General features: G+C 52.6%; 29 protein-coding genes. 12 read left to right on the top strand and 17 right to left on the bottom strand.

Going from position 1 to position 26,674, the window contains the following annotated elements; translation table 11 throughout:
- Nucleotides 1-82: 82 nt before the first annotated feature.
- Nucleotides 83-328: a hypothetical protein gene (locus ACPXXB_RS10285; RefSeq protein WP_423907187.1), complete on the bottom strand. Its 246-nt coding sequence runs from the start codon at nucleotides 326-328 to the stop codon at nucleotides 83-85.
- 34 nt (nucleotides 329-362) lie between these two features.
- Between ACPXXB_RS10285 and ACPXXB_RS10280 the strand changes: the two genes are divergently transcribed.
- Complete coding sequence (locus ACPXXB_RS10280) at nucleotides 363-701, top strand: hypothetical protein (RefSeq protein ID WP_423907185.1); 339 nt, start codon at nucleotides 363-365, stop codon at nucleotides 699-701.
- Nucleotides 701-946 (top strand): hypothetical protein, encoded by a 246-nt coding sequence (locus ACPXXB_RS10275; RefSeq protein WP_423907183.1) that lies wholly within the window; start codon nucleotides 701-703, stop codon nucleotides 944-946. Before ACPXXB_RS10280 ends, ACPXXB_RS10275 begins: the two co-directional genes overlap by 1 nt.
- A 49-nt stretch (nucleotides 947-995) precedes the next feature.
- On the opposite strand, the gene ACPXXB_RS10270 is transcribed toward ACPXXB_RS10275, so the two are convergent.
- From ACPXXB_RS10270 to ACPXXB_RS10240, 7 genes are all read right to left on the bottom strand, one after another.
- Entirely contained in the window at nucleotides 996-1,148 is a 153-nt protein-coding gene (locus ACPXXB_RS10270; RefSeq protein ID WP_423907181.1) for a helix-turn-helix domain-containing protein, read from the bottom strand.
- Nucleotides 1,149-1,367: 219 nt separating this feature from the next.
- Nucleotides 1,368-1,709 carry a hypothetical protein gene (locus ACPXXB_RS10265; protein ID WP_423907179.1) on the bottom strand — a complete coding sequence of 114 codons (342 nt, stop codon included), beginning with the start codon at nucleotides 1,707-1,709 and terminating at the stop codon, nucleotides 1,368-1,370.
- Between the two features lie 33 nt (nucleotides 1,710-1,742).
- Complete coding sequence (locus ACPXXB_RS10260) at nucleotides 1,743-2,234, bottom strand: helix-turn-helix domain-containing protein (protein WP_423907178.1); 492 nt, start codon at nucleotides 2,232-2,234, stop codon at nucleotides 1,743-1,745.
- A gap of 319 nt (nucleotides 2,235-2,553) precedes the next feature.
- Entirely contained in the window at nucleotides 2,554-3,966 is a 1,413-nt protein-coding gene (locus ACPXXB_RS10255) for a phosphomannomutase/phosphoglucomutase (RefSeq protein WP_423907177.1), read from the bottom strand.
- A gap of 52 nt (nucleotides 3,967-4,018) precedes the next feature.
- Nucleotides 4,019-5,458, bottom strand: coding sequence for a dihydrolipoyl dehydrogenase (gene lpdA / locus ACPXXB_RS10250; RefSeq protein WP_423907175.1), 1,440 nt, complete (start codon nucleotides 5,456-5,458; stop codon nucleotides 4,019-4,021).
- 3 nt (nucleotides 5,459-5,461) lie between these two features.
- The gene (gene odhB, locus ACPXXB_RS10245; RefSeq protein ID WP_423907173.1) at nucleotides 5,462-6,811 is read right to left on the bottom strand and encodes a 2-oxoglutarate dehydrogenase complex dihydrolipoyllysine-residue succinyltransferase; all 1,350 of its coding nucleotides are present in this window, start codon (nucleotides 6,809-6,811) and stop codon (nucleotides 5,462-5,464) included.
- A gap of 64 nt (nucleotides 6,812-6,875) precedes the next feature.
- A complete protein-coding gene (locus ACPXXB_RS10240) occupies nucleotides 6,876-9,689 on the bottom strand; it encodes a 2-oxoglutarate dehydrogenase E1 component (protein WP_423907171.1) in 2,814 nt (937 codons plus the stop codon).
- Nucleotides 9,690-9,900: 211 nt separating this feature from the next.
- Between ACPXXB_RS10240 and ACPXXB_RS10235 the strand changes: the two genes are divergently transcribed.
- Nucleotides 9,901-10,671 (top strand): HesA/MoeB/ThiF family protein, encoded by a 771-nt coding sequence (locus tag ACPXXB_RS10235; protein WP_423907169.1) that lies wholly within the window; start codon nucleotides 9,901-9,903, stop codon nucleotides 10,669-10,671.
- Between the two features lie 23 nt (nucleotides 10,672-10,694).
- Here the strand turns inward: ACPXXB_RS10235 and ACPXXB_RS10230 are convergent, their stop codons facing one another.
- The 3 genes from ACPXXB_RS10230 to ACPXXB_RS10220 form a co-directional block, all read right to left on the bottom strand.
- Complete coding sequence (locus ACPXXB_RS10230; RefSeq protein WP_423907167.1) at nucleotides 10,695-10,961, bottom strand: hypothetical protein; 267 nt, start codon at nucleotides 10,959-10,961, stop codon at nucleotides 10,695-10,697.
- A 103-nt stretch (nucleotides 10,962-11,064) separates the two neighbouring features.
- Nucleotides 11,065-11,985, bottom strand: coding sequence for a hypothetical protein (locus ACPXXB_RS10225; RefSeq protein WP_423907165.1), 921 nt, complete (start codon nucleotides 11,983-11,985; stop codon nucleotides 11,065-11,067).
- A 385-nt stretch (nucleotides 11,986-12,370) separates the two neighbouring features.
- Nucleotides 12,371-12,769: a coiled-coil domain-containing protein gene (locus ACPXXB_RS10220; protein ID WP_423907164.1), complete on the bottom strand. Its 399-nt coding sequence runs from the start codon at nucleotides 12,767-12,769 to the stop codon at nucleotides 12,371-12,373.
- Nucleotides 12,770-12,883: 114 nt separating this feature from the next.
- Between ACPXXB_RS10220 and ACPXXB_RS10215 the strand changes: the two genes are divergently transcribed.
- Complete coding sequence (locus tag ACPXXB_RS10215) at nucleotides 12,884-13,102, top strand: hypothetical protein (protein WP_423907162.1); 219 nt, start codon at nucleotides 12,884-12,886, stop codon at nucleotides 13,100-13,102.
- Here ACPXXB_RS10215 and ACPXXB_RS10210 read toward each other — a convergent pair.
- Together ACPXXB_RS10210 and ACPXXB_RS10205 are read right to left on the bottom strand one after the other, a co-directional pair.
- Entirely contained in the window at nucleotides 13,080-15,650 is a 2,571-nt protein-coding gene (locus tag ACPXXB_RS10210; RefSeq protein WP_423911117.1) for a putative Ig domain-containing protein, read from the bottom strand. The two genes, ACPXXB_RS10215 and ACPXXB_RS10210, sit on opposite strands and share 23 nt — an antisense overlap.
- Nucleotides 15,651-15,783: 133 nt before the next feature.
- On the bottom strand, nucleotides 15,784-16,005 hold the full coding sequence (locus ACPXXB_RS10205) for a hypothetical protein (protein WP_423907161.1): 222 nt from the start codon (nucleotides 16,003-16,005) through the stop codon (nucleotides 15,784-15,786).
- 339 nt (nucleotides 16,006-16,344) lie between these two features.
- Here ACPXXB_RS10205 and ACPXXB_RS10200 point away from each other — a divergent pair, with 339 nt between their 5' ends.
- The 3 genes from ACPXXB_RS10200 to ACPXXB_RS10190 are packed head-to-tail and all read left to right on the top strand — an operon-like array spanning nucleotide 16,345 to nucleotide 17,228.
- Nucleotides 16,345-16,542, top strand: a complete 198-nt coding sequence (locus ACPXXB_RS10200; protein WP_423907160.1) for a hypothetical protein — start codon at nucleotides 16,345-16,347, stop codon at nucleotides 16,540-16,542.
- Nucleotides 16,505-16,876 (top strand): hypothetical protein, encoded by a 372-nt coding sequence (locus ACPXXB_RS10195; protein WP_423907158.1) that lies wholly within the window; start codon nucleotides 16,505-16,507, stop codon nucleotides 16,874-16,876. The genes ACPXXB_RS10200 and ACPXXB_RS10195 overlap by 38 nt, the downstream gene beginning before the upstream one ends.
- A complete protein-coding gene (locus ACPXXB_RS10190; RefSeq protein WP_423907156.1) occupies nucleotides 16,869-17,228 on the top strand; it encodes a hypothetical protein in 360 nt (119 codons plus the stop codon). The genes ACPXXB_RS10195 and ACPXXB_RS10190 overlap by 8 nt, the downstream gene beginning before the upstream one ends.
- Before the next feature lie 694 nt (nucleotides 17,229-17,922).
- Here ACPXXB_RS10190 and ACPXXB_RS10185 read toward each other — a convergent pair.
- On the bottom strand, nucleotides 17,923-18,330 hold the full coding sequence (locus ACPXXB_RS10185) for a ComF family protein (RefSeq protein ID WP_423907154.1): 408 nt from the start codon (nucleotides 18,328-18,330) through the stop codon (nucleotides 17,923-17,925).
- Nucleotides 18,331-18,757: 427 nt separating this feature from the next.
- On the opposite strand from ACPXXB_RS10185, the gene ACPXXB_RS10180 reads away from it, so the two are divergent.
- A complete protein-coding gene (locus tag ACPXXB_RS10180; protein WP_423907152.1) occupies nucleotides 18,758-19,453 on the top strand; it encodes a class I SAM-dependent methyltransferase in 696 nt (231 codons plus the stop codon).
- Here ACPXXB_RS10180 and ACPXXB_RS10175 read toward each other — a convergent pair.
- Nucleotides 19,450-20,859, bottom strand: a complete 1,410-nt coding sequence (locus ACPXXB_RS10175; RefSeq protein ID WP_423907151.1) for a M48 family metalloprotease — start codon at nucleotides 20,857-20,859, stop codon at nucleotides 19,450-19,452. The two genes, ACPXXB_RS10180 and ACPXXB_RS10175, sit on opposite strands and share 4 nt — an antisense overlap.
- A 215-nt stretch (nucleotides 20,860-21,074) precedes the next feature.
- On the opposite strand from ACPXXB_RS10175, the gene ACPXXB_RS10170 reads away from it, so the two are divergent.
- Entirely contained in the window at nucleotides 21,075-21,992 is a 918-nt protein-coding gene (locus tag ACPXXB_RS10170; protein ID WP_423907149.1) for a sulfurtransferase, read from the top strand.
- Between the two features lie 17 nt (nucleotides 21,993-22,009).
- On the opposite strand, the gene rpiA is transcribed toward ACPXXB_RS10170, so the two are convergent.
- Nucleotides 22,010-22,672: a ribose-5-phosphate isomerase RpiA gene (gene rpiA, locus ACPXXB_RS10165; RefSeq protein ID WP_423907148.1), complete on the bottom strand. Its 663-nt coding sequence runs from the start codon at nucleotides 22,670-22,672 to the stop codon at nucleotides 22,010-22,012.
- A 5-nt stretch (nucleotides 22,673-22,677) separates the two neighbouring features.
- Nucleotides 22,678-23,487 (bottom strand): CbbQ/NirQ/NorQ/GpvN family protein, encoded by an 810-nt coding sequence (locus ACPXXB_RS10160; RefSeq protein WP_423907147.1) that lies wholly within the window; start codon nucleotides 23,485-23,487, stop codon nucleotides 22,678-22,680.
- Between the two features lie 221 nt (nucleotides 23,488-23,708).
- On the opposite strand from ACPXXB_RS10160, the gene ACPXXB_RS10155 reads away from it, so the two are divergent.
- The 3 genes from ACPXXB_RS10155 to ACPXXB_RS10145 all read left to right on the top strand — a co-directional run bounded on the left by ACPXXB_RS10155 (nucleotide 23,709) and on the right by ACPXXB_RS10145 (nucleotide 26,663).
- Nucleotides 23,709-25,073 carry a CoB--CoM heterodisulfide reductase iron-sulfur subunit A family protein gene (locus ACPXXB_RS10155; RefSeq protein WP_423911114.1) on the top strand — a complete coding sequence of 455 codons (1,365 nt, stop codon included), beginning with the start codon at nucleotides 23,709-23,711 and terminating at the stop codon, nucleotides 25,071-25,073.
- A 70-nt stretch (nucleotides 25,074-25,143) separates the two neighbouring features.
- Entirely contained in the window at nucleotides 25,144-25,908 is a 765-nt protein-coding gene (locus ACPXXB_RS10150; RefSeq protein ID WP_423907145.1) for a hypothetical protein, read from the top strand.
- A 2-nt stretch (nucleotides 25,909-25,910) separates the two neighbouring features.
- Entirely contained in the window at nucleotides 25,911-26,663 is a 753-nt protein-coding gene (locus ACPXXB_RS10145) for a hypothetical protein (protein WP_423907143.1), read from the top strand.
- The last annotated feature ends 11 nt before the right edge of the window (nucleotides 26,664-26,674 follow it).

Raw genomic sequence — 26,674 nt, 5'->3', positions numbered from 1 at the left:
TTGTTACAACATATTTTAACACGCGCTATTCTACATTTCCCGGGGATTTGTATTGTCCGGGCTCACCCCATATGAGACAAAATCAGGTCGCCAAGGCGAGTTGCCGATAATACGCCATTGGCGTCATTAAATCCAAACTATGTATAAGTCCACCCCCTTTGGCACTCGGGTTGATTATGGATGAGGAAGTTGCAGGAGATTGCAAGCCGAGGCCATGATGGGGCAGGCCGGTGTTGCAGTCGAACAGCCAGTCGGCCAGTTTGCGGTTAAAGCTGGCCAGGTCGGTGTACAGCAGATCCTCGTGACAGTCGACGAGTTGCTCCTGCACGGTGCGGTTGAAGCACTCAGCGCAGGCGGTCGTTTTGTTCGTATCATCCCTGATACGAATCCGCTTCGCGGACTACGCGCCATTTCTCTCCTGGCGAAATGGTGGGCGATTTGGGATAAGTCCGCCAGTGGGTGATGCGGTGCAGGTCAAGGCGTTGCTGAAAGCGGCTCATGAATTCGGAGCCGTTGTCTTCGATCCTGAAGCGCGGCGGTTTTGGCAGCCGTTGACACAGCGCGTCAAGGGCGATGGCCGCCTGGCGGCTTTGATGTCGATGGCAAAGCGGGAGTGGGGGTCGATGAAAGTGGACAGGCAGCGGCGTAGGCCATCGCGCAGGCGCACCACGGTATCGCAGGCGAACACTTCAAGCGGCTGATGCTTGAAGCCTTTGGGCTTGCGGGTTTTGGGTTTGCGGGGGATGAGTTTGTGGCGGCCGCGGGCACTCAGTCTGGTGGGGGCATGGCGCATTTTGTTTGGACCGCAGGCGATGATGCGGCCGATGGCGGAGACGCTGGGCAGTGCAATGTCTTGCTGCCTACACCAGGGTCGCAGCAAGACCCGCAGTTTGGCTTTGCCGATGTTGGGGAATTGCTCGCGCAGTTGACGGATTTCCCTAGCTAGCATCGGTGCTGTGGCTGTCGCCGATGCCTGGGGGCGCAGGATTTGGCAGTCAGGGCTGCCGGGTCGCCGCTGGCTTGGCGCACTGTTTCCAGCGATAAAGCGTTCTGCGACTGACATCGAAGGCGTCACAAGCAGCCGCTGCGCTATGATCCGCGAAGAAACCGAGGATTTTGAGGCGTTGTTGAGCATGTTTGGAAGTCATCTCCCAAAGCTCTGCCCTAAACAGGCTATGCGGCAAAGCCTTTGTTCGGTATCCGATATGCTGATGTTGCATGGCTCTCCTTCTGCATCGGAGTGCCAAATGTATCTGAGCTTATACAAACTATCGTGTGCTCGGTAATGATTATAGGGCCACTGGTAACGGGCCAGTTCCTGGTTGATCGCGGTCACCGTCAACCGGCCTTCATACAACGGGCAGCACTCATAACGACTGCATTGGCGCGCTCAACGCAACCATTCCATTCAGGCTGTTCAGGCGGCAGCGCAAACAGCGGCAGGGCCAAGGCCTACGGGCTTGCTCAAACGCATCCCGAAACTCGCTGCCGCCATCGTCATGTATTGAGCGGATTTTGAACCGCGCTGGTTCGATAAGACGGGCCAGGAAGTCCTTGGCGCAACGGCTGGTCGCGCGACTATAGGCTTTCAAGGCAACCAACCCGGCAGCCGGACCGGCTGCCTTGAATTCCTTGATGCCAAAGCCTGCGGTGAAACCAACCCTCATTCGGTCAATCTGCATCAACTCGCCCGGCTGCCTAGAGCGCATCCCCTATTACCAACGCTTGGCGTAGCCTTGGAATCAATGCCGTTGGGCTTGACCGGCCATGCCATCAAACGACGCCGGCCTGATCCGCTTCAAGCGCGCCAGCCGGGCCAGGATGCGCCCGACCGTGCTGAGGCTGAGGCTTAGCCCCTGAGCCTTGGACAACACCTTCCAGAGCTTACGTTTGTCCACAGAGCCTGCCCCTAGCTTGAACAGGGGGGGATAACCCCTGCACAAGTGCAGCACTTGGCGCTCCTGTTGTTTTGTCCATTGTCGTCCGCGCACGCGCTGCGGACAACGGCTTTGGCTTTCCAAGCCGCGCCGCCGATAACGGTCTAGCCTACGGCAGCAGGTCGCCTTCGACCCGCCGATGGTTTTCAGGCATAACCCCGTCGTGCCGCTTGCTGATTTGAGCTTGGCATACAGTGCCAGTTTCCTCATTCGATCGATTGCGGGTTCACTGGCGGTATCGGCAATCGCCCAACTGCGAACAGGTTTTCGCTCCTGCAAAACCTGCATTTCCGACATCCTTGGCGGTCATATGATTGGATACGCAGGCTGTTGATCTGCATCGGGCAGGCGACTGTGATTTAAGTGAATTGATTTCACCTCAGACTGCCCGATTTTTTATCCTCTTAATAGTCTCATTTGTGTCTGAGCCAGGACAGTCCTGAACAGGGTTGTTGATTTTTTGAGACAGGCTCAAAATATTGCGCCCGCGGCCATCAATCATTATACTGATCTGCCAGTGGGAAGAGGTGCCTAGCGCATGATATTTACGATGTCGCCAGGAATATCCCGAAACTCTGAATGAATCGGAATTTTCTGGATTATTCAGTTTTTCTACCTAAAACGGCAGCCTCAGCCCCGTTCGGACCGACAAAATAAGCGTCCTGAATCGATCTTGTATGTTTTCCAACTGCGCCTGAGTCGTGGCTTCGAATCGCATAATAACAGTCGGCGTAGTGTTTGAAGCGCGCAACAACCCGAATCCATTATCGAAATCGACGCGCACTCCATCGATAGTATTTACGACCGCATCATCAAATAATGCGGCGGCGACTGATTGATCAACCAATTGCCCAACTAATTCCCCAATCAACTCATGCGGCTCACCCTCCTCCATTTCCATTCTTAGTTCAGGGGTATTAATGGTGTTTGGGATAGCGGCAAACAGATCCATCGGCGCCTGCTCTGACTGCGCCAGCAGTTCGCATAGTCTGGCGCCGGCATAAATACCATCGTCAAATCCACCCCAACGGTCATTGAAAAAGATATGCCCGCTCATTTCCCCAGCCAACGCTGCGCCGGTTTCCTTTAACTTGCCCTTGATAAATGAATGGCCGGTTTTCCACATGGTGGCCACGCCGCCATATTGCCGAATTAATTTTGGAAGAATTTGAGAGCATTTCACATCAAAAATAATTTCCGCGCCTGGGATAATTTGCAATATAGCACGAGAGAACAACACCATTTGCCGGTCGGGCCAAATGACATCGCCATTGGCGGAAACAATTCCCAAACGATCACCGTCGCCATCAAACGCCATGCCAAAATCCGCCTTGTTGTCTTGAACCGCCTTTATCAAATCCTGCAGATTTTCCAATTGACTTGGGTCGGGATGGTGATTGGGGAAATTTCCGTCCACTTCGCAGAACAATTCGATTACCTCGCAACCGATGCGCCTGAACACGTTCGGCGCCACCGCGCCGGCAACACCGTTGCCACAATCGATCACCAATTTGAGCGATCTGGCCAGGTAGATGTCTTCCTCTATCGCCTTACAGTATGCCGGTAAAATTTCCCGGCGGCTAAGTTTTCCCTTTCCAGCGACAGAATCCCCGCTTGCGCAATCATGCGCGATCACCTTTTGCTTGATTTTTTGAATGGCCTCGCCTGACAGCGTAGTACCCGCAATCATCATTTTCAGGCCATTGTACTCGGGTGGATTATGGCTTCCGGTCACCATCACCCCGCTTCCGGTATTGAATTCCATTGTTGCAAAATAAAGCGCGGGTGTTGGAACCTGACCAACTTCAATGACATCGCAGCCTGTCGATAAAAACCCGTTCGCCAGTGCGTTGGCAAGTTCGGGGCCAGTTAATCTCCCATCCCACCCAACAACAACCTGGTTAACGCCCTGTCGTAATGCCTCGGATCCCAACGCTTTTCCGACCTTCTCGACAATTTCCGCAGTCAGCGATGTTCCAACAACCCCGCGAATATCATAAGCCTTGAAAATTTGGTCAGGGAATGTCAATGATAAATCACCGCCAAGTCAAACTAAAATTTCGACTCTGATTAACCTTGCCTTAGTTAACCTTATGAATTGCACGCTTATCTACTGCAAGGGCCGCTTCATGGGTCGCTTCTGAAAGCGTCGGGTGTGCATGCATGGTTCGGGCTATATCCTCAGAACTGGCCTGATATTCCATCGCCAACACACACTCGCCAATGAGTTCAGAGACATGCGGCCCGATCATATGCACTCCAAGCAAACGATCAGTGTGTTTGTCGGCGATCATCTTTACCAAGCCAATGGGCTGTTCCATGGCCCGCGCACGTCCGGTTGCAGCAAATGGAAATGATCCGGTTTTTATTTCAATTCCCTGCTTATTCAATTGTTTTTCAGTTTGCCCGACCCAGGCAATTTCAGGGGAGGTATAGATTACCCAGGGCACACAATTAAAATCCACATGCCCTACGCCGCCGGCAATTCTTTCTGCCACTGCAACCCCTTCTTCAGAGCTTTTATGCGCCAGCATAGGGCCTCTAACCGCATCGCCGACGGCCCAGATATGCGGCACATTGGTTTTACACTGATCGTCCACCTCAATAAATCCGCCCTGATTGATGGCAACGCCGCAGTCCGGCGACAACAATCCAACGGTAGCAGGGCGACGTCCCACTGCGACGACAATTCGATCGACTTCAATATGACTGTGTTTGTCTTTTTGCGTGTAACTTACTTGTACACCACCGGCGCCAAGGTCGGCTTTTTTGACCATGGCACCCATACGAATATCCAGACCCTGTTTGGTAAATTGTTTTTTGGCTTCGCGCGCAATTTGCTGATCGGCAACCGCCAAAAAGTCGTCCAGTGCTTCCAATACCACAACTTCCGACCCCAAACGATTCCACACACTACCCAGCTCCAAACCAATTACGCCAGCCCCAATAATCCCAAGACGTTTTGGAACCTGCTCAAAACTTAACGCCCCAGTCGAATCAACGATAAACTCATGATCAAACGGCATATCAGGTAATTCAATGGCCACCGAACCCGGCGCCAGAATTATTTCCCGAGCACTGAGGGTTTGGATAACTTGACCACTGTCATCCAATACATTAACGGTGTTGTCTTGCATCACCCGCCCATGCCCGTGTACCGAAGTCACTTTATTGGCTTTGAACAGCTGAGCAATCCCGCCGGTCAGCCCGCTGACGATATCGTCTTTACGCGCTTGCATCTTGGCAATATCTACAGTCACATTATCGGCGTTTATACCGTGCGCCGGGAATTGGTGAATGATGTTGTGATACTGCTCAGAGGAATCGAGCAATGCTTTGGAAGGGATACATCCAATGTTCAAACAGGTGCCGCCCAGAGACGGCATGCCCTTTTGGCCGCCGTTTTGCTTGGCCTGACTGTCTATACAAGCCGTGTTCAAACCAAGTTGGGCACAGCGTATGGCCGCGACATAGCCGCCCGGACCGGCGCCAATTACAATTACATCAAAACTCATTGCCATGATTTATATATCCAAAAGCAATCTTGCCGGATCCTCTAACACCTGTTTTACTGTTACCAAAAATTCAACCGCATCCTTACCGTCAACCATGCGATGATCATAGGAAAGCGCAAGATACATCATCGGACGAACAACCACATCACCGTTTTCCGCCATTGGACGCTGCTGAATTTTATGCATGCCGAGAATCGCGCTTTGTGGTGGATTAACGATTGGGGTTGAAAGCAGTGAACCAAACACCCCGCCGTTGGTGATGGTAAAGGTTCCGCCGATTAATTCTTCCATAGCAATCTTGCCCTGTCCGGCGCGTCCACCAAAATCCTGAATCCGGGATTCGATTTCGGCGTAACTGAGCGTTTCACAATTTCGTAAAACAGGCACCACCAACCCGCGTGGCGAAGATACGGCAATACCAATATCATTGTAGTTATGCTGAACAATATCGGTGCCATCAATATAGGCGTTGACCAATGGAAAGCGTTGCAATGCGAATGCGCTGGCTTTAACAAAAAATGACATGAACCCTAATTTTGCACCATGTTTTTTCTCAAATGCCTCTTTATATTTTACTCTAAGCGCCATTACCGGTTGCATGTTGACTTCGTTAAATGTAGTCAACAAAGCCGCGGTCTGCTGGGATTGAACCAGTCTTTTTGCGATAGTCTGTCGCAATCGACTCATCGGCTGCCTGGCTTCTTGCCGCTCTTTTGCAGGCGTCGTTGGCACGGTCGCCAAGGTCGCCCGGGTTGATGATTGCGCGGTCTTTTGTGCATCGTCTTGCACATCGTCTTGGGTCGCTTTTGGCGAGTGTGACGCCATCGGGTTGGCTGTGGAAGATTCGGTTTGTCCAGAAAGCGCCGCCGCATCAGCAATGTGCCTGAGGACATCTTGTTTAGTTAACCGACCATCACGACCTGATCCAGAAACAGCATCCTGGTCGATACCGGTCTCGTCGATAAGCCGACGAACGGCAGGGCTTAATGGCTTAGTTTCGTTTGGAGGCTTGCTCTCGTTTGATGTCGTTTCAACGGCTGCGCTGCGCTCGCCCGGTTCGACACGGGCGTTTTCAGCCTCACGGGCAACCTCAGATGCAACGGATGCCTGAGACTGAGCCTGGCCCGGCTCGATTCTGGCTAACACTTGTTCAGCAAGCACTGTGGCGCCTGATTGCTCAACAATTTCAGTGAGCACACCATCTTCAGGAGCAGGAACTTCCAATACGACTTTGTCAGTTTCCACTTCGACTAATATTTCATCCCGACTCACGGCATCGCCAACCTGCTTGGTCCAATCAAGCAACAGCGCATCGGCCACGGATTCAGGCAATACGGGAACTTTAATTTCTATAGACATAATATTATTTTGAATCTCAATTTGATTCGCTCAGGCTTAAGAATAAGCGCCTTAAAGGTACTATTCATTGGCAGTCAAGCGCCTCATTGACAATTTGTTGTTGTTGTTTAATATGCAGCTTATAGTAGCCAACAGCAGGAGACGGTGAGCCCTCACGACCAACATAATCCAAAGTCTGCCGCTGGCTTATCACCTTGCCCAGATAATAGCTGATCTGATACCAACAGCCTTGGTTCTTTGGCTCTTCCTGACACCATACCACACTCTCAACTTGAACATATTTTTCAATTTCCGCGCGCAGTTCGCGGAGCGGAAATGGATGCACCTGTTCGAGTCGAATGATAGCCACATTTTCTTGTTTTCCTGCTTGTTTTTCGAGGCGACGCTGTTCCAGGATATCGTAGTAAACTTTGCCGCTGCATATAACCAGTTTTTTTATCTTGTGATTATTCAGGGAATCTATCTCCCCAAGCACCGGATAAAATTTTCCATCAACCAAATCACTCGGGGTTGAAACCGCCAACTTATGACGCAGCAAACTCTTCGGCGTCATCACAATCAGCGGACGACGAAAAGATCTGATCATTTGTCGCCTTAGCATGTGAAACATCTGCGCCGGGGTGGTCGGCACGCAGACTTGCATATTGTGTTCCGCGCAAAGTTGCAAAAACCGTTCCAGCCTGGCCGACGAATGTTCCGGTCCCTGGCCCTCCATGCCGTGCGGCAGAAACAGGACTAAACTGCAAATTCGCATCCACTTCGCCTGTCCGCTGCTGATGAATTGGTCGATAACCACCTGGGAGCCATTCACAAAATCACCAAACTGCGCTTCCCAAATGACCAATGTGCGCGGCTCTGTGGTCGAGTAACCGTACTCAAAGCCCAGTACCGCTTCCTCGGAAAGCAGAGAATTAATCACCAGAAAATCGCTGTGAGACTGGGTAACGTACTGTAAGGGTATGTAGGTGCGCGCCTGGGATTGGTCATGCAGCGTGGCATGCCGATGGGAAAATGTACCCCGGCCCGCATCCTGTCCAGACAGGCGAACCTGATAATTCTGATCAAGCAATGTGGCATAGGCCAAAAGTTCTGCACAGCCCCAGTCCATTCCCTTTTCGCCCTTCGCCATCGCCACGCGATCTTCAAGTATTGCCTGAACGCGTTTGTGTGCAACAAAATCGTCCGGGAATTCAGACAGGGTTTGTGCAAGCCGGACCAATCTGTCATGGCTAACCCGGGTATCGACCTGTTCGCGCCAGTCGTCTCCCATATAGGGCTTCCAGTCGAGCGTAACCAGAGCCTTGTTAGGATCGATGACTTGCCCGGCAACAACATGCCCTTCATCAAGCCGATCCCGGTATTGTTGAATCATCTGATTCGCTTTTAGCTCGCTAACCACCCCTTGGTCGATCAGTTTTTCCGCATAAATTTGGCGCGGTGTTTTATGTTTTCTGATTTTGCCGTACATAATCGGTTGGGTAACGGCAGGCTCATCGGCTTCGTTGTGACCATGGCGGCGATAGCAGACCAGATCCAAAACCACGTCGCCTCCAAATTTCATCCGATATTCCATTGCCAATCGGGTGGCGTAATTTACCGCATCGGCATGGTCGCCATTGACATGGAAAATAGGCGCCTGAACCAATTTTGCGACTTCCGTGCAATACAACGTGGAACGCGCATCCAGTGTGTTGGTGGTGAATCCAATCTGGTTATTGATAATGATATGCATCGTTCCGCCAGTGGAAAAACCCCGAGTACTGGCCATGTTTAATGTCTCCATGACCACGCCTTGCCCGGCGAATGCGGCATCACCGTGAATTATTATTGGGATGACTTGGTTGCGGGCGCTATCTTTTCTTCGTTCCTGTCGCGCGCGCACCGAGCCCTCGACTACCGGGCCGATAATTTCCAGGTGAGATGGGTTGAACGAAAGCGCAACGTGAACGACCCCGCCGGCGGTTTGAATATCAGACGATGCCCCTTGATGGTATTTCACATCACCGGTGTTGGTGTCCGCATCTTCGGTTTCATAGTCGCCCTCAAATTCACTGAACAAATCTTTGGGCGCTTTGCCTAGAATGTTAACCAAAACATTCAATCGACCACGATGGGCCATGCCAATGACGACTTCTTTCACGCCCTGTGTTCCAAATTGCTGGATCAGGCCGGACAGCATGGGTATCAGCGCGTCACCTCCTTCAAGGGAAAATCGTTTTTGGCCGACATACTTGGTGTGCAAATATTTTTCCAGGCCCTCGGCGGCAGTCAGCCGGCCCAGCAATTCAATTCGCTGCGCATCGGGCAAAGGTTTTCTGATCTGCATAGATTCGGCCTGTTCCATTAACCAGGTTCTTTGGTTGATATTGGTAAGGTAACGAATTTCATAGCCGACCGGACCACAATACACTTGATGCAAGAACGCAAGAATTTGGCGCAAGGTTTTGCGTCCGCCGCCCGCCATGTCGCCGACATCAAATTCGGTATCCAAATCCTGGTCGCCAAGATCGTATTGATCAGGCTGTATTTCATGGGCGTCGCCTCTTGGCATTACCCCAATAGGATCGACATCAGCGAGTAAGTGCCCGAGAGACCGGAACGCCATAATTAACTTTTGAACGCTCGCCTGTTTGTGTGCGGAACTTTCGAACCAGGCGCGCGAGCCGCCTTCACTGGGCGACATCCCGGTCGGGGTAATGTCGGGCAGCGCTGAAAAAACGGATTGCCACTGCTTCGCTTCATCAGTAACGTGTTGATCGGCGCCGTTATCCAATCCATGCCCCGCAGTTTCTTGATATACGGATTCCAGATACGATCTGTTAGCCGCACTCAAAAATCCGAGATCAGTTAAATTTTGAGTATCATTTTTTAGTGGCATGAGGTTAGAAGATGAAAATAATGGTATGGAGTCGGTTGTGATGCTAAATTGTCATTGCACGATTAAGTATACCAAAGCAAACGCCGGTTACTACTCTTAAAATCGAAATATCCGGCCTGGATATCAGATAACTATTCGGAACCGTGCTACCGTTGTATATGTAGTTCAAGCGGTAACTTCGCTATTCACAATATAACGATTAAATTAAATTATGGTTTACAATGTAATGCGTATGCGCGAATCTAATTTCAACGAACGCTATAGTCGACAAATCCGGCTGCCCAGAATTGGGGAAAAAGGGCAAATAATGCTGGCTGAATCAAGGATTTTTATTGTTGGCATGGGTGGGCTTGGCTCTCCCGTGGCATTGTATTTAGCGGCGGCGGGTGTCGGTCGGATGTGCATCGCCGATTTTGATCAGGTGGATGAATCGAATTTACAACGACAGATCATTCATAGCCACAGCGATATCGGAGAATTAAAAGCATACTCCGCGGCTAATTCTTTGCGAGCAATCAACCCTTCGATTGAGGTTGAAACGCTCGATTATTCGCTGGAATACGCCGATTTCATCGAGTACAGCCAGGATATCGATTTGATTATTGATTGCACCGACAACTTCCCGACCAGATTTGAATTAAACGAAGTGTCGCTTCAAACCAAAACACCGCTGGTCTCCGGCGCCGCGATTCGTTGGGAGGGGCAAGTCACCGCTTTCGACCCCAGACATGAAAAAAGCCCGTGTTATCAGTGTTTGTACCCGAACAAGAATATTGAAAGCACAACATGCGCGATGGAAGGCGTTGTGGCGCCACTAGTCGGCGTCATCGGCGCCATGCAGGCGATGGAAGCGGTGAATATATTGCTGGGCGATGGGCAGCTTAACGGCATAGTGTGGTTGTTTGACGCCAGCAGCATGGCGTGGCAGAAAATGAAACTGCCAAAAAATCCAAATTGCCCAGCTTGTGGCAGCCAAGCGTGAAGCCCTCCAGATCAGAAACGTGATTACGATGCAACGCCAAACTTGGGTTGTAACCGGGATGTCGGCATGACTGCATGGTCTTTGGTTAGTCGCTGTAATTGATCCTTAATAACTTCGATTTGAGAAAACAAATCTTTTATCCCTGACAACTTGTCGCAAATTGGAAAACGATGCGCGAGCTGATGAAATGGGGGAAATGGGTGAAATAGCCGCCGCTGACCGGTCTGCCGGAACCAATCCGGTTCGACGCCGCCTACGGCGGAATCGTCGTGCGCGGTCAAGGGCATCATCGACTAGTTTTGCAGGGTTGGCTGTGGCCGCCGCCAATAAAACTTATACCCCGAACTCGTCGCCGACGGACTCCGGCGCCTTCAATGCGTAGGGTAGGGCTACTTAATCATGAACATGCGCCGTCAGATCACTTTCCAGCATTTTCAAGCGCTCCTTTACTTTGTCCCCGAGGTTCGATTCGCGCAATGTTTTTTCTTGTTGGTGTCGCAAACTCACGAAACCTCCCTTAGCCCCATCCCCAAACACCTGGCTGATACAGATTTTGATAAAATCATTCTCTTTGGTGGTCGGTGATTCACTGTTTTCTATTACTTTCAGGTCCTTCAGTAATTCCGTATCCTTGTCTTTGAGTTTCATGATGACCTCATCTATGGCCTTATCTAATTCGCTGTCATCATCTAAAATTGTTGGCGCATTCATGCCGAAAAGCGTTAGGGAGTCCGAAGGCGCGATTTTGTTATATTGAGTTATTAAATTTTCGACCTTTGTTTGCGCATCTTCCATTACCGCCGTCTCTGCCTTCAGCGCATCTAACCGGAATCCGATCTCTCTGCCTACCCTTATCTGCTCCCTGATCTTCTCCAACCGATCAAATGAATGATTCATCGCGCCGACACAGGCATCCACAAGAGGCTCCAAGCCATCATCATCCACATAGTCGCGGTAGATCGCATGCATGACTTTGGCAACCGCCTGGTCTGAAGCAGCGCTGTCCGGTGAAATCTCGCCTATGGCATCCGAAGACTCGGTCGTATTCATATCGCCCCCGGCAACCGGCGCCAACTTCCGCCTCCTGAAAGCGCCCGTTATCATCTCTTGCGAAAGTAGCGTTATCATTGTTTTGTCAATGCGCGCCAGCATCAACACATATGAAACCCGGTCTACCGCCCCATTGGCATATGCTTCACAAGCGCGATACATTTTGTCGCGCAACAATTGAATCACCGCCAATCGCTCTCCCAATTGAATGATGCTCTCGTTAAGAGAAACCATCGCATCCCTATCCTGGTTTTTCAGCGACAAAGCGGATGAAAGGGTTGCGCAATATCCGGAGACAGTTCAATGCAAAGAATTCTCTTGCGGAGTGATCTCGCCAGAGTGGTGCGGGTCGCTTTTGTTCAGCAGAACACGTTGTTTGGCATCTATTATGATTGATTTGTTTTCAAGATTGACAGTGCGATAGAGCATTCCAATTCGCGCACCCCGCCAGGGAGACAGCCAATACAATGCCGATGATGGCTCTTGGCAGTTTTATTGTTTCAGTAATCACGTCACTTGCTCCAGCCGAGACGGGGCGTATCAAGGCCCCGGCTTCAAGCACACTTGTTTTCATGCGCATATTGAACCGCTTTCGTGGAAGAGCCGCCAATCGGCGGCTGGCGGCTCATCCCATCCCGCCTTGGAGTAATCACGAGAGTAATCCGACAATCAACGTCGTTTGCACCGCCGCCACGCCTAACACTACCCCAACCATCCACTTGGTCATCTCCTGCCTGGCCTGAGCGATGTCAACCTTGAGGGCGGCCTCAACCTGGGCGATGGTGACCTCAACCTGGGCGATGGTGACCTCAACCTGGGCGATGTCGGCCTTGAGGGCGGCCTCAACCTGGGCGATGTCGGCCTTGAGGGCGGCCTCAACCTGGGCGATGTCGGCCTTGAGGGCGGCCTCAACCTGGGCGATGTCGGCCTTGAGGGCGGCCTCAACCTGGGCGAGGTCAGCCTTGGTCGCCAGGTTGGTGTTGAGCAACAACGCTTGCTCCTCAGACAAGGCCTCCGCTTGCTGCTCGGTAAAACCGGTCCCAGTCAAATGCTTGATGAAGCGATGGGTGTCAAATGCAATGGCTTCGTTCATGGCCGTTATTCTGCCGTGTGTGCCGCCTTGCTGTCAACTGCTTTGAACAGTCCCTGTAAGGAGAAGAGGATGAGGCGCCCAAGGGGTCGCCGCCGCGGCGCGCATCGCAAGCGGCGGGCGCAACCCATCCTGCGCTTGCCTGCAGAGGCGGACTGCGCCTACCAGCACACCGATACGCCGAACTCCTTGCCGGTTGATGTTCCCATCGAATTGGCGGGCGCAACCCGCCCTGCGCCGGTCGCCGCCCACCCTGCCGACGCTGAAATTAAAACCGCACTTCGCCTTTGAGCAGGATGGCGTGTTCGGTCGCGGCGGCGCTCGGCTCGCGGCGTTCGCCGACCAGGTTCAGGTCAAAGCGCGAACCCGCTTTCCAGTTCAAGCCGATGCGGTAGCTGTCGGTCGCGCCGAGGGTCATCTCGCTATACGGCGTCAGCACGCCATCGCGTTCGCGCAAGGACAGGCCGTAGCCGATGCGGGCGTCCATGCGGGCGCTGTAGTCGGCGGCGCCGTCATCGCTATCCGCCGGCAAATCTTCCCATAACCGCTGGATGCCGCCGCCGATGTCGCCGTAGCCGGGACTCAGGTGGAACGACAAGCCTTGCCCATCGCCACCGGGCTGCAGCGCAAGGCGACCCTGAACACCCCATTCCTCATAGTCGCCGCTATGCCCGAGCAAGGCGCGCACGCTGCCTTCGGCGGTTACACCCGTAGCCGGATTGCGATAACTCAGCCGGCCTCCGACTTCGGCCCCGGCGCCGGTCTTGCCATCGCCGCCGTCATAGCGCACACCCGCTTCCACGGATGGCTCAAACACGCCGCCGCCAGCGAGGACGCGCGATTGGCTGGCCTCCACCGTCATCCGCAGGCGGGTGGCGTCCACATCTTGCTTGACAATGCCGACGCCGCCTTTCACTTCCATCGCGGTTTGCAAGGCTTCGCCTTTGAGCCGCAGACTGCTCGCGCCGCCCTGCCACAACTGGCCGCTGCCGCCGACGCCGAAAGTGCGTTGGTTGATATCGCTCAACTGCTTATTCCCGCCTTTCGGCGTCCTCTCCAACTCGCCGTTGCCATAGCCGACGGTCGCCCATAAATCCAACTGGCCGGCGCGCCAGCCGATATAGGGATGCACGCTGGTCAGGTCAATTTCGTGGTCGCCCTTGCCGAGGGCGCTGTCTTTGTAGTCCAAATCGCTATTCAGCCACGATACCGCCAAGCCGGCGAGGACATCATTGGCGATGCGCGCATCAAAGCCCAGATGCGCACCGGTCAGGTCGCCGTCCCATTCAGTGTTATGGCTCTTGCCGGACAAATTGCGGTATTCGCCGCTGCCCCACAATGCCAACGATGAGCCGCCGGTCGCGCCATCGCCGACGTTCAGCGGCAGCGTGAAGCCGGAGCCGGCCAGCATCTTCTTGAAGTCGCCGAGGTCATCAGTCGCGGTCCCGCCACGAGTACTGAGCGCACCGGCCAGACTGCTCTGCCCGCCGATGGCAACCGAGCGCGTCGCGCTTCCAGCCTGCCCAATCCGCCGGGCAATCGCGCTGACCGTGCTGTCCGCCATGGCGCGCGCCATTTCCGACAGGATCACGTTATTGCGATCCATATTGAGATCCTCATCGGACTTGGTCACCGTTATCGTAAAGGTCTGGCTGGTAGTGGCGCCATTGGCATCGGTCACCGTGTAGATCGCTTCGTAGGTCCCCAGAGACGTCGGCGTGCCCCTCAGGCGGAAGTTGCCCTTGTCAAAGTTTATCCCGGGCAGTCCATTCTCGTCGCCCATCAAGTCGGTCACCTTGTAGCTCCGAGGAGCAGTACCGCCGGTAGCCGCAGGTAAACTATAGCCGAAATCTTCTCCAACCGTGTAGCGCTGATCGGGCACCGTACTCAAAGCCAAAGCCTGCGAAGCCGATGCAACGGTAATCGTGAATCTCTGGATCTGTTGCCTCTGCAGGCTACCGGTGTTTGTGACCCCGGTATCCGTGACCGTGTAAGTCAGCTCGGTTTCCCCCTCCTCAGTCGGCACGCCCGACAGAGTGCGGGTGTCGGGGGCAAAGCTCAGTCCGTCCGGTAAGGCACTGCCCGATGGCCCAGTCAGGGTGTAAGTCAGGGTGCGGGCGACCTGCGACCTAAAGGCCGCTGGCAGAATCAGGTCAGGGATCTCTACGCCAGCCGTGTAGTCCTCGTAGTCACTCGGGGTTCTCACGGGAGGCAACCCCAATACGGTGATGGCCACCGTGAACATCCGGGTAGCAGTGGCGCTAGGGTTAGCCGAGTCCGTGGCTGTGTAAGTCAGCTCGGTTGCCCTCACAGTGGTCGGCACGCCCGACAGAGTGCGGGTGTCGGGGGCAAAGCTCAGTCCGTCCGGTAAGGCACCGCCCTCTGGGCCGGTCAGGGTGTAAGTCAGGGTGCCGGTACCGCCTGTAGCCTCTGGCAGGACATCGTCGGCGATCTTTACGTCCTTCGGGTGGCCCCGGTCGGTCACCACGGGCAATGCCAGTGGTCCGGGTTCGACGGTGATCGTGAACGTCTGAGCGAATTGTTGCCTACTGGCGGAATCTGTTACCCAGTAGGTCAGCTGGGTTTCCCCCGCCGTGGTCGGTATGCCCGATAGCGTGCGACTGGGCGCATCAAAGGTCAACCCGGCAGGCTCATTCATCAGGGTGTAAAGGTGCAAGGGGGCAGTGCCGGTGCCGCCTGTAGCCGCTGGCAGGTCCAAGGTGATGTTTGTGCCAGCCGTGTAGGTTGGATTGGTTAGCGTAGCACTAAAACCCAAAGCAGTGAATGCTGGGGCTGAGCAGAAGCTTGTACCAGCCGGGACACCTCCCGTTTCGCACACCGTGATATAGACGGTGAGGTCGGCTTCGCCACTGGCCTGGTCATTCACCTGGTAGGAGAGTACAAAGCCATTTGCTTGTGAAGTCCCTGCGCCCGCGAGAGTCGGTGTGCCCGACAGTGTGCGGGTAGCCAGGTCAAAGGCAAACCCCAGTGATTCGTGCCCCCCCCCGCAGAGAGTAGGTCAGATCGCCGGTGCCGCCTGTAGCCGCCGGGAACACTACGGGGGTAATCTCCTGGCCCAGTCTGTAGTACAAATCGATATAACCAGCACTGGCGACGGCACCTATTCCAACCGAGTCCGGGAAGGTCTGCGCCCCTGCTGGCGATGCCAGCCCGATCAACAGGCACAGACCCAACAGAAGAGCACTAAGGCGGCGGCGAACAGTTTTTTTGGATGTGGGGACAAAATTCGAAATCATAATCAGTTCACTCATAAGTAATTAACGGTTGAAACCCAATTTTCTGAAGGTTTCGCCTAGTCTATAGGATAAGCAGCTTATAATATACTGAATCTTGAGCCAGATTAGCAATCTTTTGTATAAGTCCATCCCCTTTGGCACTTTGGTTGATTATGGATGAGGAAGTTGCAGGAGATTGCAAGCCGAGGCTATGATGGGGCAGGCCGGTGTTGTAGTCGAGTAGCCAGTCGGCCAGTTTGCGGTTGAATGCGGCCAGGTCGGTGTAAGCAGATCTTCGTGATAGTCGACGAATTGCTCCTGGATAGTACGGTTGAAGCGCTCGGGATGGGCGTTCATTTTGTTCGTATCATCCCTGATACGAATCCGCTTCGCACTTACGCGCCATTTCGCTCCCGGCGAAATGGTGGGCGATTTGGGATAAGGCTGCCAGTGGGTGATGCCGCGCTCATTGAGGCGTTGTTGGAAGCGCCATAATGAACTCCGAGCTGTTGTCTTCGATCCTGAAGCGCGGCGGTTTAGGCAGCAGTTGACACAGCGCGTCAAGGGCGATGGTCGCCTGGCGGCTGGACTAGGCGGCGGCTTTGATGTCGATGGCAAAGCGGGAGTGAGGGTTGATGAAGGTGAACAGGTATCGGCGCAGGCCATCGCGCAGAAGGGGTGTGTGAGGAATCGCGGCTTTAGCCGCGCCCGCGATGCGCAGGCCATCGCGCAGAAGGGGTGTGTGTCATCCAAAGGCGGTTACCACACAGGCCATCGCGCAAGCGCACCACGGCATCGCAGGCGAACACTTCAAGCGGCTGATGCTTGACGCCTTTGGGCTTGCGGGTTTTGGGTTTGCGGGGGATGAGTTTGTGGCGGCGGCGGGCATCCAGTCGAGTGGGGGCATGGCGCATTTTGTCAGGGTCGCGGGCGATGATGCGGCCGATGGTGGAGACGCTGGGCAGTGCGATGTTTTGCTGCCTGCACCAGGGTCGCAGCAAGACCTGCAGTTTGTCTTTGCCGAGGTTGGGGAATTGCTCTCGCAGTTGGCGGATTTGCCGCACCAGCATCGGTGCTGTGGCTGTCGCCGATGCCGAGGGGCTCAGGATTTGGCAGTCAGGGCTACGCGGTTGTCGCTGGCTTGGCGCACTGTTTCCAGCGATACCGGGTTGTGCGGCTGACATTGAAGGCATCACAAGCAGCCGCTGTGCCATGTTGGTTGAAGAAACCGAGTGTTTTGAGGCGTTGTTGAGCGTGTTTGGAAGTCCTCTCCCAAAGATGCCCTAAACAGGCTACGCGGCAAAGCCTTTGCTCGGTATCCGATATGCTGATGTTGCATGGCTCTCCTTCTGCATCGGAGCGCCAAAGGTATCTGAGCTTATACGCTTCCCGCGCAACATGACGATATAAGCAGGAAGCGTTGGCATCGGTAGGTTGGTTTTCGCCAGCGGTTGACTGAGCGAAAATGCTGGGGTACTCTGCATTTTATGAAAACAATACTCAAAAATTCCGAATCAACAGTGTTTGGCATTTCACTGACCAATCGAACTGCGAATCAATTGAAGGAGCGTCGGCTGCTTTCTTTTTCGGAAACGGTGAAGTGCGGGGAAGCGTGGCATCAAGATACCTGCTCCAGGCGGAAATGATTGGAGCCAAGATTTAGACAAAAGGCGCGAACTGAATAAGTATGTGCATTTAACCTTTATTCCCGACCATCCAATGCCTTCTTGTCGGGGTAAGGGAGCGAATTCCAAACCGCGTTTGGCTCAAAATTGATTCATCCATCATTTTCGATGAATAAGTGCGATTCTGCGCTGGCATCGCCAACAAAACCGTGGCATCCATTCTCGACGCTTTTGAAATTTCGGCTTGAAGCTATGTTTTGGCGATGGCCCACACGCTGACACGCTCGACCCCAGCGCCAATCAATGCTTTTGCGGCAGCAGTGACCGTGCTGCCGCTGGTTACCACATCATCGAGTAACGCGACATGCCGATGAGAATCTGGATTTTTCCCCACGCATACTTTCCCGACAAAGGCTTTTCTCACATTTTGTTGTCGCATTTTTTCAGTCAAACCGGTCTGTGTCACGGTATTTTTTACTCTTTTGAGTAGCGTTTGATCAAGGGGAATGCCGAGTTGCTTATTCAACACCCGGGCAATTTCGGTGGCTTGATTGAAGCCGCGCTGGACGATTCTTTTTCGATGCAGCGGTATTGGCACGATAATATCGGGCCATTGAGCAGGATTTTTCACCACCCACAGCGATAACATTTTGCCCATAGCCACTGCGTACGACAGCTGGTTTGAGTACTTCAACGCCTGTATTTGATCGGAAATAGGGGATTGATAACGAAAAGGGATGATTGAATCTTGATATACTGGTCGGTGAGCCTGACAATGACCGCAAACCCCGGGTTGGCTTAAATGAATACTGCAAATCTCACAGGCGCATTCTGTCCAGGGTAATAATTTCTGGCAGTTGATGCAGAACCCCAGATTACTTACGCACCGACAAAGCGCGCATTTCTTGGGCAACAAGTAATCTAGTGGCCCGCTTAAAACCGATGTGCTGAAAACCGACCTTAACGTCTTAATCGTTGATCTCCTTAATTTATTTTGATTTTCCATAATCGGTAGTGCGCTATTGGAACTTGATCTACAAAAAATCGCAAGGGTTCGCAAAAGAAATTTTGGCCAAGCCAGCGCGATGAATTATTTATTATCCCCCATTCGCAGGGAGCTTGAGCAGCGTATCGACATCGCCACTACCGAGCCCGCAGATAGTTTGATTATTGATTTTTTAAACAGCGATTTGTTGCAGAATAACGCAACAATCCAACATTATTCCTTATTAGAGGCTATCGGCGATGTTGAATTCGAGGATCAATCATTTGATTGCGTGGTCATTAATCTGCAATCATCATGGATGCAGTTTGAGAAGTTGATGGTGCAAGCTAAACGGTTATTGCGCCCTGGAGGGTCGCTGTATTTTTCCGCATTTGGTCCGGACACTCTTGGCGAGCTTCAATATAGTTGGTCACAAGCGGATGATTTATTCCATGTGCACCCGTTTGTTGATATGCATCATCTAGGGGATGCGCTGTTAAAGGTTGGATTTGTTAAACCCATCGTTGATGCCGATTGGATTTATGTGGATTATCCCAGTATTGATATCTTATTCGAAGACTTAAAACAAGAAGGCTTCACCAATATTTATTCACAACGGCGCAAGACACTCACGGGAAAACACCGATTTGAGAAATTCAAGCGAGAGCTGATAGAGGTCGCCACAAAAGCAAGTAATATCAATATTACTTTTGAAATCATTTATGGGTTTGCCGAATTGTCCGACCTGTCAGATGGATCGATTCGTGTTATGCCGCCGTCAGTAAGCGGATTTTAGAACCCATTGCCAATCTTTTTCTGTAAATCCAGTTTCTCCTCCAAATCGCTGAGTTGTGCGCTAATACTCTGCGCTAAATATCCTTCGGATTCGGATTCCTTCAACGCCAGTTTCAGCGATGCGATTGCGCCCGAATAATTTCCTAATGTGGCATGATAATCAGCATCAGCTTGATGGGCTTCGGCCAGGTTTCCTTGTTGTGCATTCGCTCGGGATAAAAATCGGTATAGCCGATACAAATCGGGGTGCCGACGAATTTGGTAGCGCACGGTTTTTTTAGCCATGTCCGCTTGCCGATTGCGCAGGAACACATTCGCAAGGTAGTAATTTAAATAAACTTTGTTCGGGTTGTTGCCGATCAGCGCTTGATAGCGGGCAATGGCTTGATTCACTTTGTTGTCCGCTAAATCAATTTCAGCCTGGGCAGTTTGAATCCACGGATGAGTGGGATATCGTTCACTCAAGGGCATGAGCGCCGTTCTGGCTTGCTCCAGTTTTCTGGATTGGGTTAGCGCAATCGCGGTGCCGTAAATGGCGGCATCCTTGATTTCGGTTTGCCCGGATTCCATTTGATCTTTAAAGAACGGAATCGGGTCATCTCTGCGTTCGGTGTATAGCGCTCGAATCCTGGCTTTGGCAAGGTAAAACTCGAAGCTGCTTGCATGGGGTTGAAGAGGATACTCTTTGGCTCGGGCTTCGGACTCCGCTATGCGGGTAAGAGAAAGAGGGTGGGTGCGCAGAAACGCCGGTATTTCCGTGCTGTCGTGGCGAGTATGGCGTTCAAGTTCGCTAAAAAACTCGGCCATTGCATTGGGGTCGTATTTTGCGCCCGCCAGTAATTGAATCCCTATGGCATCCGCTTCCCGCTCAAATCCGCGGGTATAGCTAAGTTGGTTAGAGGCTGCGGTTGCATTGGCTGCGGTAAAGCCAACCAGTCCGGCTTGCCCGCCGACCAGTATTGATCCAATAACCGCAGCGATCAGAGGAATTTTGTTTTCATTTGCTTTGGCCAGCAATCGCGGCAAATGCCGTTGGGTTAAGTGGGCGATCTCGTGACCGGCAACCGATGCCAGTTCACTTTCCGTTTTGGTCGTCATAATCAAACCGGTATTGAATGTAATATAGCCCCCGGGAACCGCAAATGCATTTAATGCATTGTCCTTAAGCAAGTTAAATGAAAGTTTGGTGCCGCGTAAATCCGCGCTTGCGCCAACCCGATCGCCGACTGATTGCAAGTAATCCTGCAACTGGTAATCTTCAACATAGGAGGGGTCATGGATAAGTCGGCGTAAAAATGCCTGACCGATCTGTTTTTCCTGGGCCGGGTTCAGATATTGAGTGGCGCTGTCGCCAAGTTCCGGCAAGTCGTTTGATTGTGCAAAAGTCAAAGCGTTTACTGTCATCATTGCCAACAATATCAGTCCGCAATATAAAAATTTTTTGAATGTCGTTGACTTCATCTTTTGCTATTTCTGAAGTAGAGAAATACAATTAGGAATTTGCAAGCTTCAGTAGGTATCATAACTGTTTGGAAACTGAAAAATGCTTAAAGTTCTGTAATTTTAGGGTGCCGGTTGCGCTCGGCGAGGATTATAGAACATTGAAACCGGAGATATAGAAATTGCAACAATACACCACCCTCATATCGGTTGACCGACTGGCGTCATTGATGAAGTCTGATGATGTTCATAATCCGCTTATTGTATTCGATTGCCGATTTTCCCTGGCCGATACTGAGCTTGGTCGGAGCAAATATGGCACCGGCCATATTCCCGCGGCGATTTATGTTCACCTTGACCAGGACCTGGCCGCGGATATAACGCCGCGCAGCGGGCGACATCCGCTTCCCGAAGTCGGGAGTTTTGTCCAACGGGTGCGCGCCTGGGGAATAGATAATCACACCCAGATTGTGGTTTACGATGATGCCGGAGGCGCTATCGCCGCAAGATTGTGGTGGATGATGAAATGGATTGGCCATACCCGGGTTGCATTGCTGGACGGCGGGTATGCGGCTTGGCGGAATTCAGGGCGGCCAATATCCGACCAAGTTGAAACGTCGATCAAAACTGACCGGCAAAATGTCTCAAATGAGAATGAAAAATTTAGCGCCAAGCGCAATGAAAATAGTTTCAAAAATAGTTTGATTGAGGTGGATGAACTGATTGAATTACTAAAATCAAAGCGGATTAATCTTTATGACGCCAGAGCCGAGCCGCGATTCGCAGGCAAACACGAGCCTATCGATGCTGTCGCTGGGCATATTCCCGGGGCAATAAACCTGCCCTTCAAGCACAATCTGGATGAACATGGATTTTTTCTTTGTGTGGATGCGCTCAAACGACGTTTTCAGTTTGTGCTGAATGGAAAAGTCGAGGCGCAAATCGTCCATATGTGCGGTTCAGGGGTTACCGCCTGCCACAACATCCTGGCAATGGAGATCGCCGAAATTGCGCCAACCCGGCTGTACGTCGGATCGTGGAGTGAATGGATTCGCGATGCCGACAGAGAAGTCGCGGTTTCGGGCAATCCAGAGAATTAAAGAGGGCTTCTACATGCCTATTTTCGGGCCAATTTCTCCACGCCACTATCAGTGCCCAACAACAATACATCGGCGCCACGAATAGCGAACAAACCCACGGTGACCACACCAGGGATCTGGTTGATTTGTCGTTCCAGCTCCACCGGGTTTTCGATGTCCAGATTTCGGACATCAATGATGATATTGCCGTTATCGGTGGTGAACCCGGCGCGCAGTTGCGGTTGTCCACCGAGTTTGACCATCTGCCGGGCAACCATGCTTTGCGCCATCGGGATCACTTCCACGGGCAGCGGAAACTCGCCCAAGCGATCAACCAATTTGCTTTGATCGGCGATGCAGACAAATTTCTCGCTCACCTGGGCCACGATTTTTTCCCGCGTCAATGCGCCGCCGCCGCCCTTGATTAAATGCAAATGCCTGGTCGCTTCGTCGGCGCCATCCACATAAAGCGGCAGGCTCACCATTTGACTCAGCGCCATTACCGGAATGCCATGCCCGCGTAATCTTTCAGCGCTCGCTTCGGAGCTCGCCACTGTGCCGTCGATCTTGCCTTTAACGGTTGCTAGCGCATCAATGAAATAATTCGCCGTAGAACCTGTTCCCAGGCCGATAACATCGCCATTTTGAACATATTCCAAGGCCGCTTGCGCCGCGGCTTTTTTTTGTTCTCTAGTTTCCATCTTGGTTAAAACAACGACGCGCTAAGTTCGCTCACGGCTTTGAGCATATCGGGATCGTCGGTCAAAGTCTCGGAAATGGCGCCGCGACAAGCGACCCGAGGATCGATGCCGCTAACCATTAATTTTGCCGCATGAACCAGCAGCCGTGTACTGGCCCCTTCCTCCAAACCGCTGCCTTTCAAGTTTCGGGTCATGCCGGCGTATTTGACCAGTCGCGCCGCCATTTCGCCATCCAGCCCGGATTCCTTAACCACAATATCCGCCTCAAGACCCGGTTTCGGATAGTTGAACTCGATGGACACAAACCGCTGCCGAGTGCTTTGCTTTAGGTCTTTGAGCACGCTTTGGTAGCCGGGGTTGTAGGATATGGCCAGGCAGAATTCGGCCGGCGCGATCAACAACTCCCCGGTCTTCTCGATCGGCAGCGCGCGTCGATCATCGGCCAGCGGATGAATCACCACGGTAGTATCCTTGCGCGCTTCGACAATTTCATCCAAGTAACAAATCCCGCCGCCGCGCACCGCCCGGCTCAGCGGTCCATCGGCCCAGCGCGTCTCCCCGCCGATAATTAAATACCGCCCAACCAAATCCGCCGCCGTCAGGTCGTCGTGGCAGGATACCGTGACCAGCGGTCGTTTCAGCCGCCAGGCAATATGTTCCATAAATCGGGTTTTGCCGCATCCGGTCGGGCCCTTTAACAGCACCGGAATGGCGTTGCGATAAGCCGCCTCGAACAACTCAATCTCGTTATTCTGCGGCGCGTAATACGGCTCGCTGTCGATCAGATATTGTTGCAGCGGCTGTTCGTTGGTCATGGTTATTGTTTATGGTTATTGTTCATGGCGGCGGCAAAGAAAGGATTGGTTGGGTAGCCAAGTTTAACGCATCCGCAAGCACGGTTCCAAGTATAAACCCGCCCCAGACCGATGGCGAATAGGGCAACCGATTTCGTGCTTGCCACTGGAATCGGAAGCGATAAAGTCTTATAGTCGCTGAATGGTAAAATCCCACACCCACCCAAAAACGAATGATAGACATGACTGACATCGTTGCCACCAATGAAACCATCCTGGTCATCGGCGGTGGCATCAGCGGCATGACCACGGCGTTGGAGGCGGCGGAATGCGGTAAGGACGTGATTCTGATCGAGAAAAATCCGGCGCTCGGCGGACGGATTTCGCAATTGTATAAATACTTTCCCAAGCTATGCCGTCCCAGTTGCGGGCAGGAAATCAACCTGCGGCGGATAAAGGCGAATAAACGCCTGCGTGTTTTGACTATGGCGGAGATCGAAAATCTCACCGGCGAAGCCGGAAACTATACCGCGACCATCAAAATTCATCCGCGCTATGTAAAAGAAAACTGCACCGCCTGCGGCGCTTGCGCGCGTGCCGTGACCGCGCAAATAGATGATCCGCATAACTATGGCATGAGCAAGATTGGCGCGGCGTATCTGCCTAACAATATGGCGTATCCGCAACGCTATGTTATCGATCGGTCCATCGTCGGCACCGAGCAAGGCGAACAAGCCAAAGCCGCTTGCCCGGTGGACGCGATTGATTTGGATATGCAGGAGCAGAGCATGGCAATTAAATGCGGCGCGGTGGTGTTTGCGACCGGTTGGCGGCCCTACGACGCGGCGCGCATTGAGCCATATGGCTACGGGCGCTATGAAGATGTCATTACCAGTGTCGAGCTGGAGCGCATGATGGATCCTTTCGGGCCGACTGCAGGCAAGTTAGTATGCCCCTCAACGGGCGAGGAAGCCAAAGACATCGCCTTTATTCAATGCGCCGGTTCCCGCGACCGCAACCACCTGCCTCATTGCTCGCGCATTTGCTGCATGGCGTCGCTGAAACAAAGCACCTATCTTGGCGAAAAGTACGGCGACGACGAAGACGCCAAAGCGACCATTTATTATATCGATATCAGAACCATCGATCGCTTCGAGGATTTTGAGCGACAAGTCCGACAAGACAAGAAGGTTAAATTCATCAAGTCCAAGGTTGCCAATATTGTGAAACATCCTGAGAGCGGCAAACCGGTGTTGATAGGGGTCGATACCCACGGCTATCATCGCTACGAAAACGCCCACGATTTAGTGGTGCTGGCGGTGGGCATGCAGCCCAGCCTCGATATCGCCTCGATCACCCATACCGCGCATGGCATCGCGCTGGACAGCAGCGGATTTATTGAACTCGATTCTGCCAACGACGGCCCCGCCAATGCGCCTGCGAATGCCCACGTGAATGGTGTCTTCGGGGCAGGGTGCGCCTCCAATCCCCTGGATGTCAATCGTTCGGTACAAAACGCAACCGCAGCCGCATTACGCGCTATCCAAGTGGTTAATCGCGTGGCCGCTAGCTCAGCGACCAGTGCAGTCGATAATCCAAATCAGTGAAATCGCTCCCTTTGATACCCGATTATAGAATGTTTGCCAATAGTCATACTCGCAGAAAAGAGGTCGTCCATTGATTGAGAAGGTTGCCGATTTGCTGGATCGATGCAGATCGAAAAGCGATACTGTGATGCCGCGGACGGAACTTTTCAATGAAGGCTGGTTGCTCCGGGTCGTGCTCGATTGGTACAGTCATCAGCGGAACTTGGATTCCCCTTTTGCATTTGAGCAAGGTGCGAAATGGTACTCAGAGGGGCGTCTGTCATCGCCTTTTCTCGCACGACACAAGGGCGATCAATGCGCCGAAAAACATACCAACGCTGACGGAATCATTGGTCATTTTTCATTTTGTCCGGATACGAGGTCGGGTATTAAGCCGGATTCAAATGCGACACAGTTGGTTGTGGTGGAAGCAAAGTTGGGTAGCGGGCTCAGCGAAGGAATTAAAAACGCACCGTACTATAACCAAGTAGCAAGAAATGCCTGTTGTCTCGCCCATATCGCCAGCAAAGCTGGAATAACCCAGGACAGTCTCACAAAACTTGCTTTTTATGTGGTTGCCCCGGAGTCTAGAGTCAATAACCCGAAGTCTAAAGCCGATAAAAAATTACGCGAGTGGACAACCAAATCCAGCATAAAGAAAAAAGTGAAAAACCGCGCCGAGGATTATGGAAAGGAAGAAGAGTGGTACGAAGATAAATTCTTGCCGTTCTTGGAAGTCATGTGCGTGAAGCTCATAACCTGGGAAGATATTCTCAGCGACATGGAGTCATCTGCAGCCGGGACGGAGTACCGAGCGTTCTACGACAAATGCAAATGTGCCAATTTGGTGAAATAACTATGTTCTACGACGACTACCAACGCAACTACGCCATTCCGCCCGGGCGCGAGCAGGCGTTGGAGGATTTTCTCAATCAGACGCATGAGGGCAAGCGGCATAAGCAGCAGCACAAGAGCAATTCCAATAGCGAAGACGCGCTGACCTGGTCGTGTTTTGAGGTATTGGCGAGTTTGCCGTTCGCAAAACAACTTGGGGTTTTGCGGGAAGTGTTTGAGGATGCGTATAACGGCAAGGAAAAGCCGGTTTTTCATGACGGATTGGGTGAGGGCGACCTTCAAATTTATATCGGCAAGGAATACATTGGATCTTCCACGGGCGAATCCACCGAGCTGGATGCCAGCATTGAACTGCCCGGGGCGTTGGTTTTTTTTGAGGCGAAACTATACAGTTCCATGAGTGTGGCGACGTCGCAAAAGCGCGATCAGATTGCGCGCAAACTGCGCGTTGGCGTGGACGCGCCGCTTGGTGATGATCGCGAGTTCTTTTTTATTTTTCTTGACATCGCGCCGTCGGACAAAATGAAAATGATGCGAAACGACGGCGACCCCGAAAAAACGGGGGCTGCCTTCAATGACAAGTGGAAGAGCGCGTATTGGTTTGAACAATACAAAAGCGGCGAAGATCTGACGGCGTTGCGCACGGCGCTTGACGGCATAACCGCGCAGCCGTTGCAATCCATCGCTGACAACATGGGATGGCTGACTTGGGGTGATTTATTTAAAAGCATCCTGCGCAGAGTGGCGCTAAAATAAGATGAAAAAAA

The sequence above is a fragment of the Candidatus Spongiihabitans sp. genome (assembly GCF_965237845.1).
Lineage (GTDB): Bacteria > Pseudomonadota > Gammaproteobacteria > Arenicellales > Poriferihabitantaceae > Spongiihabitans.
Note: the sequence above shows the minus strand (reverse complement) of the source record. Positions and strands in the feature narration are given on the sequence as shown.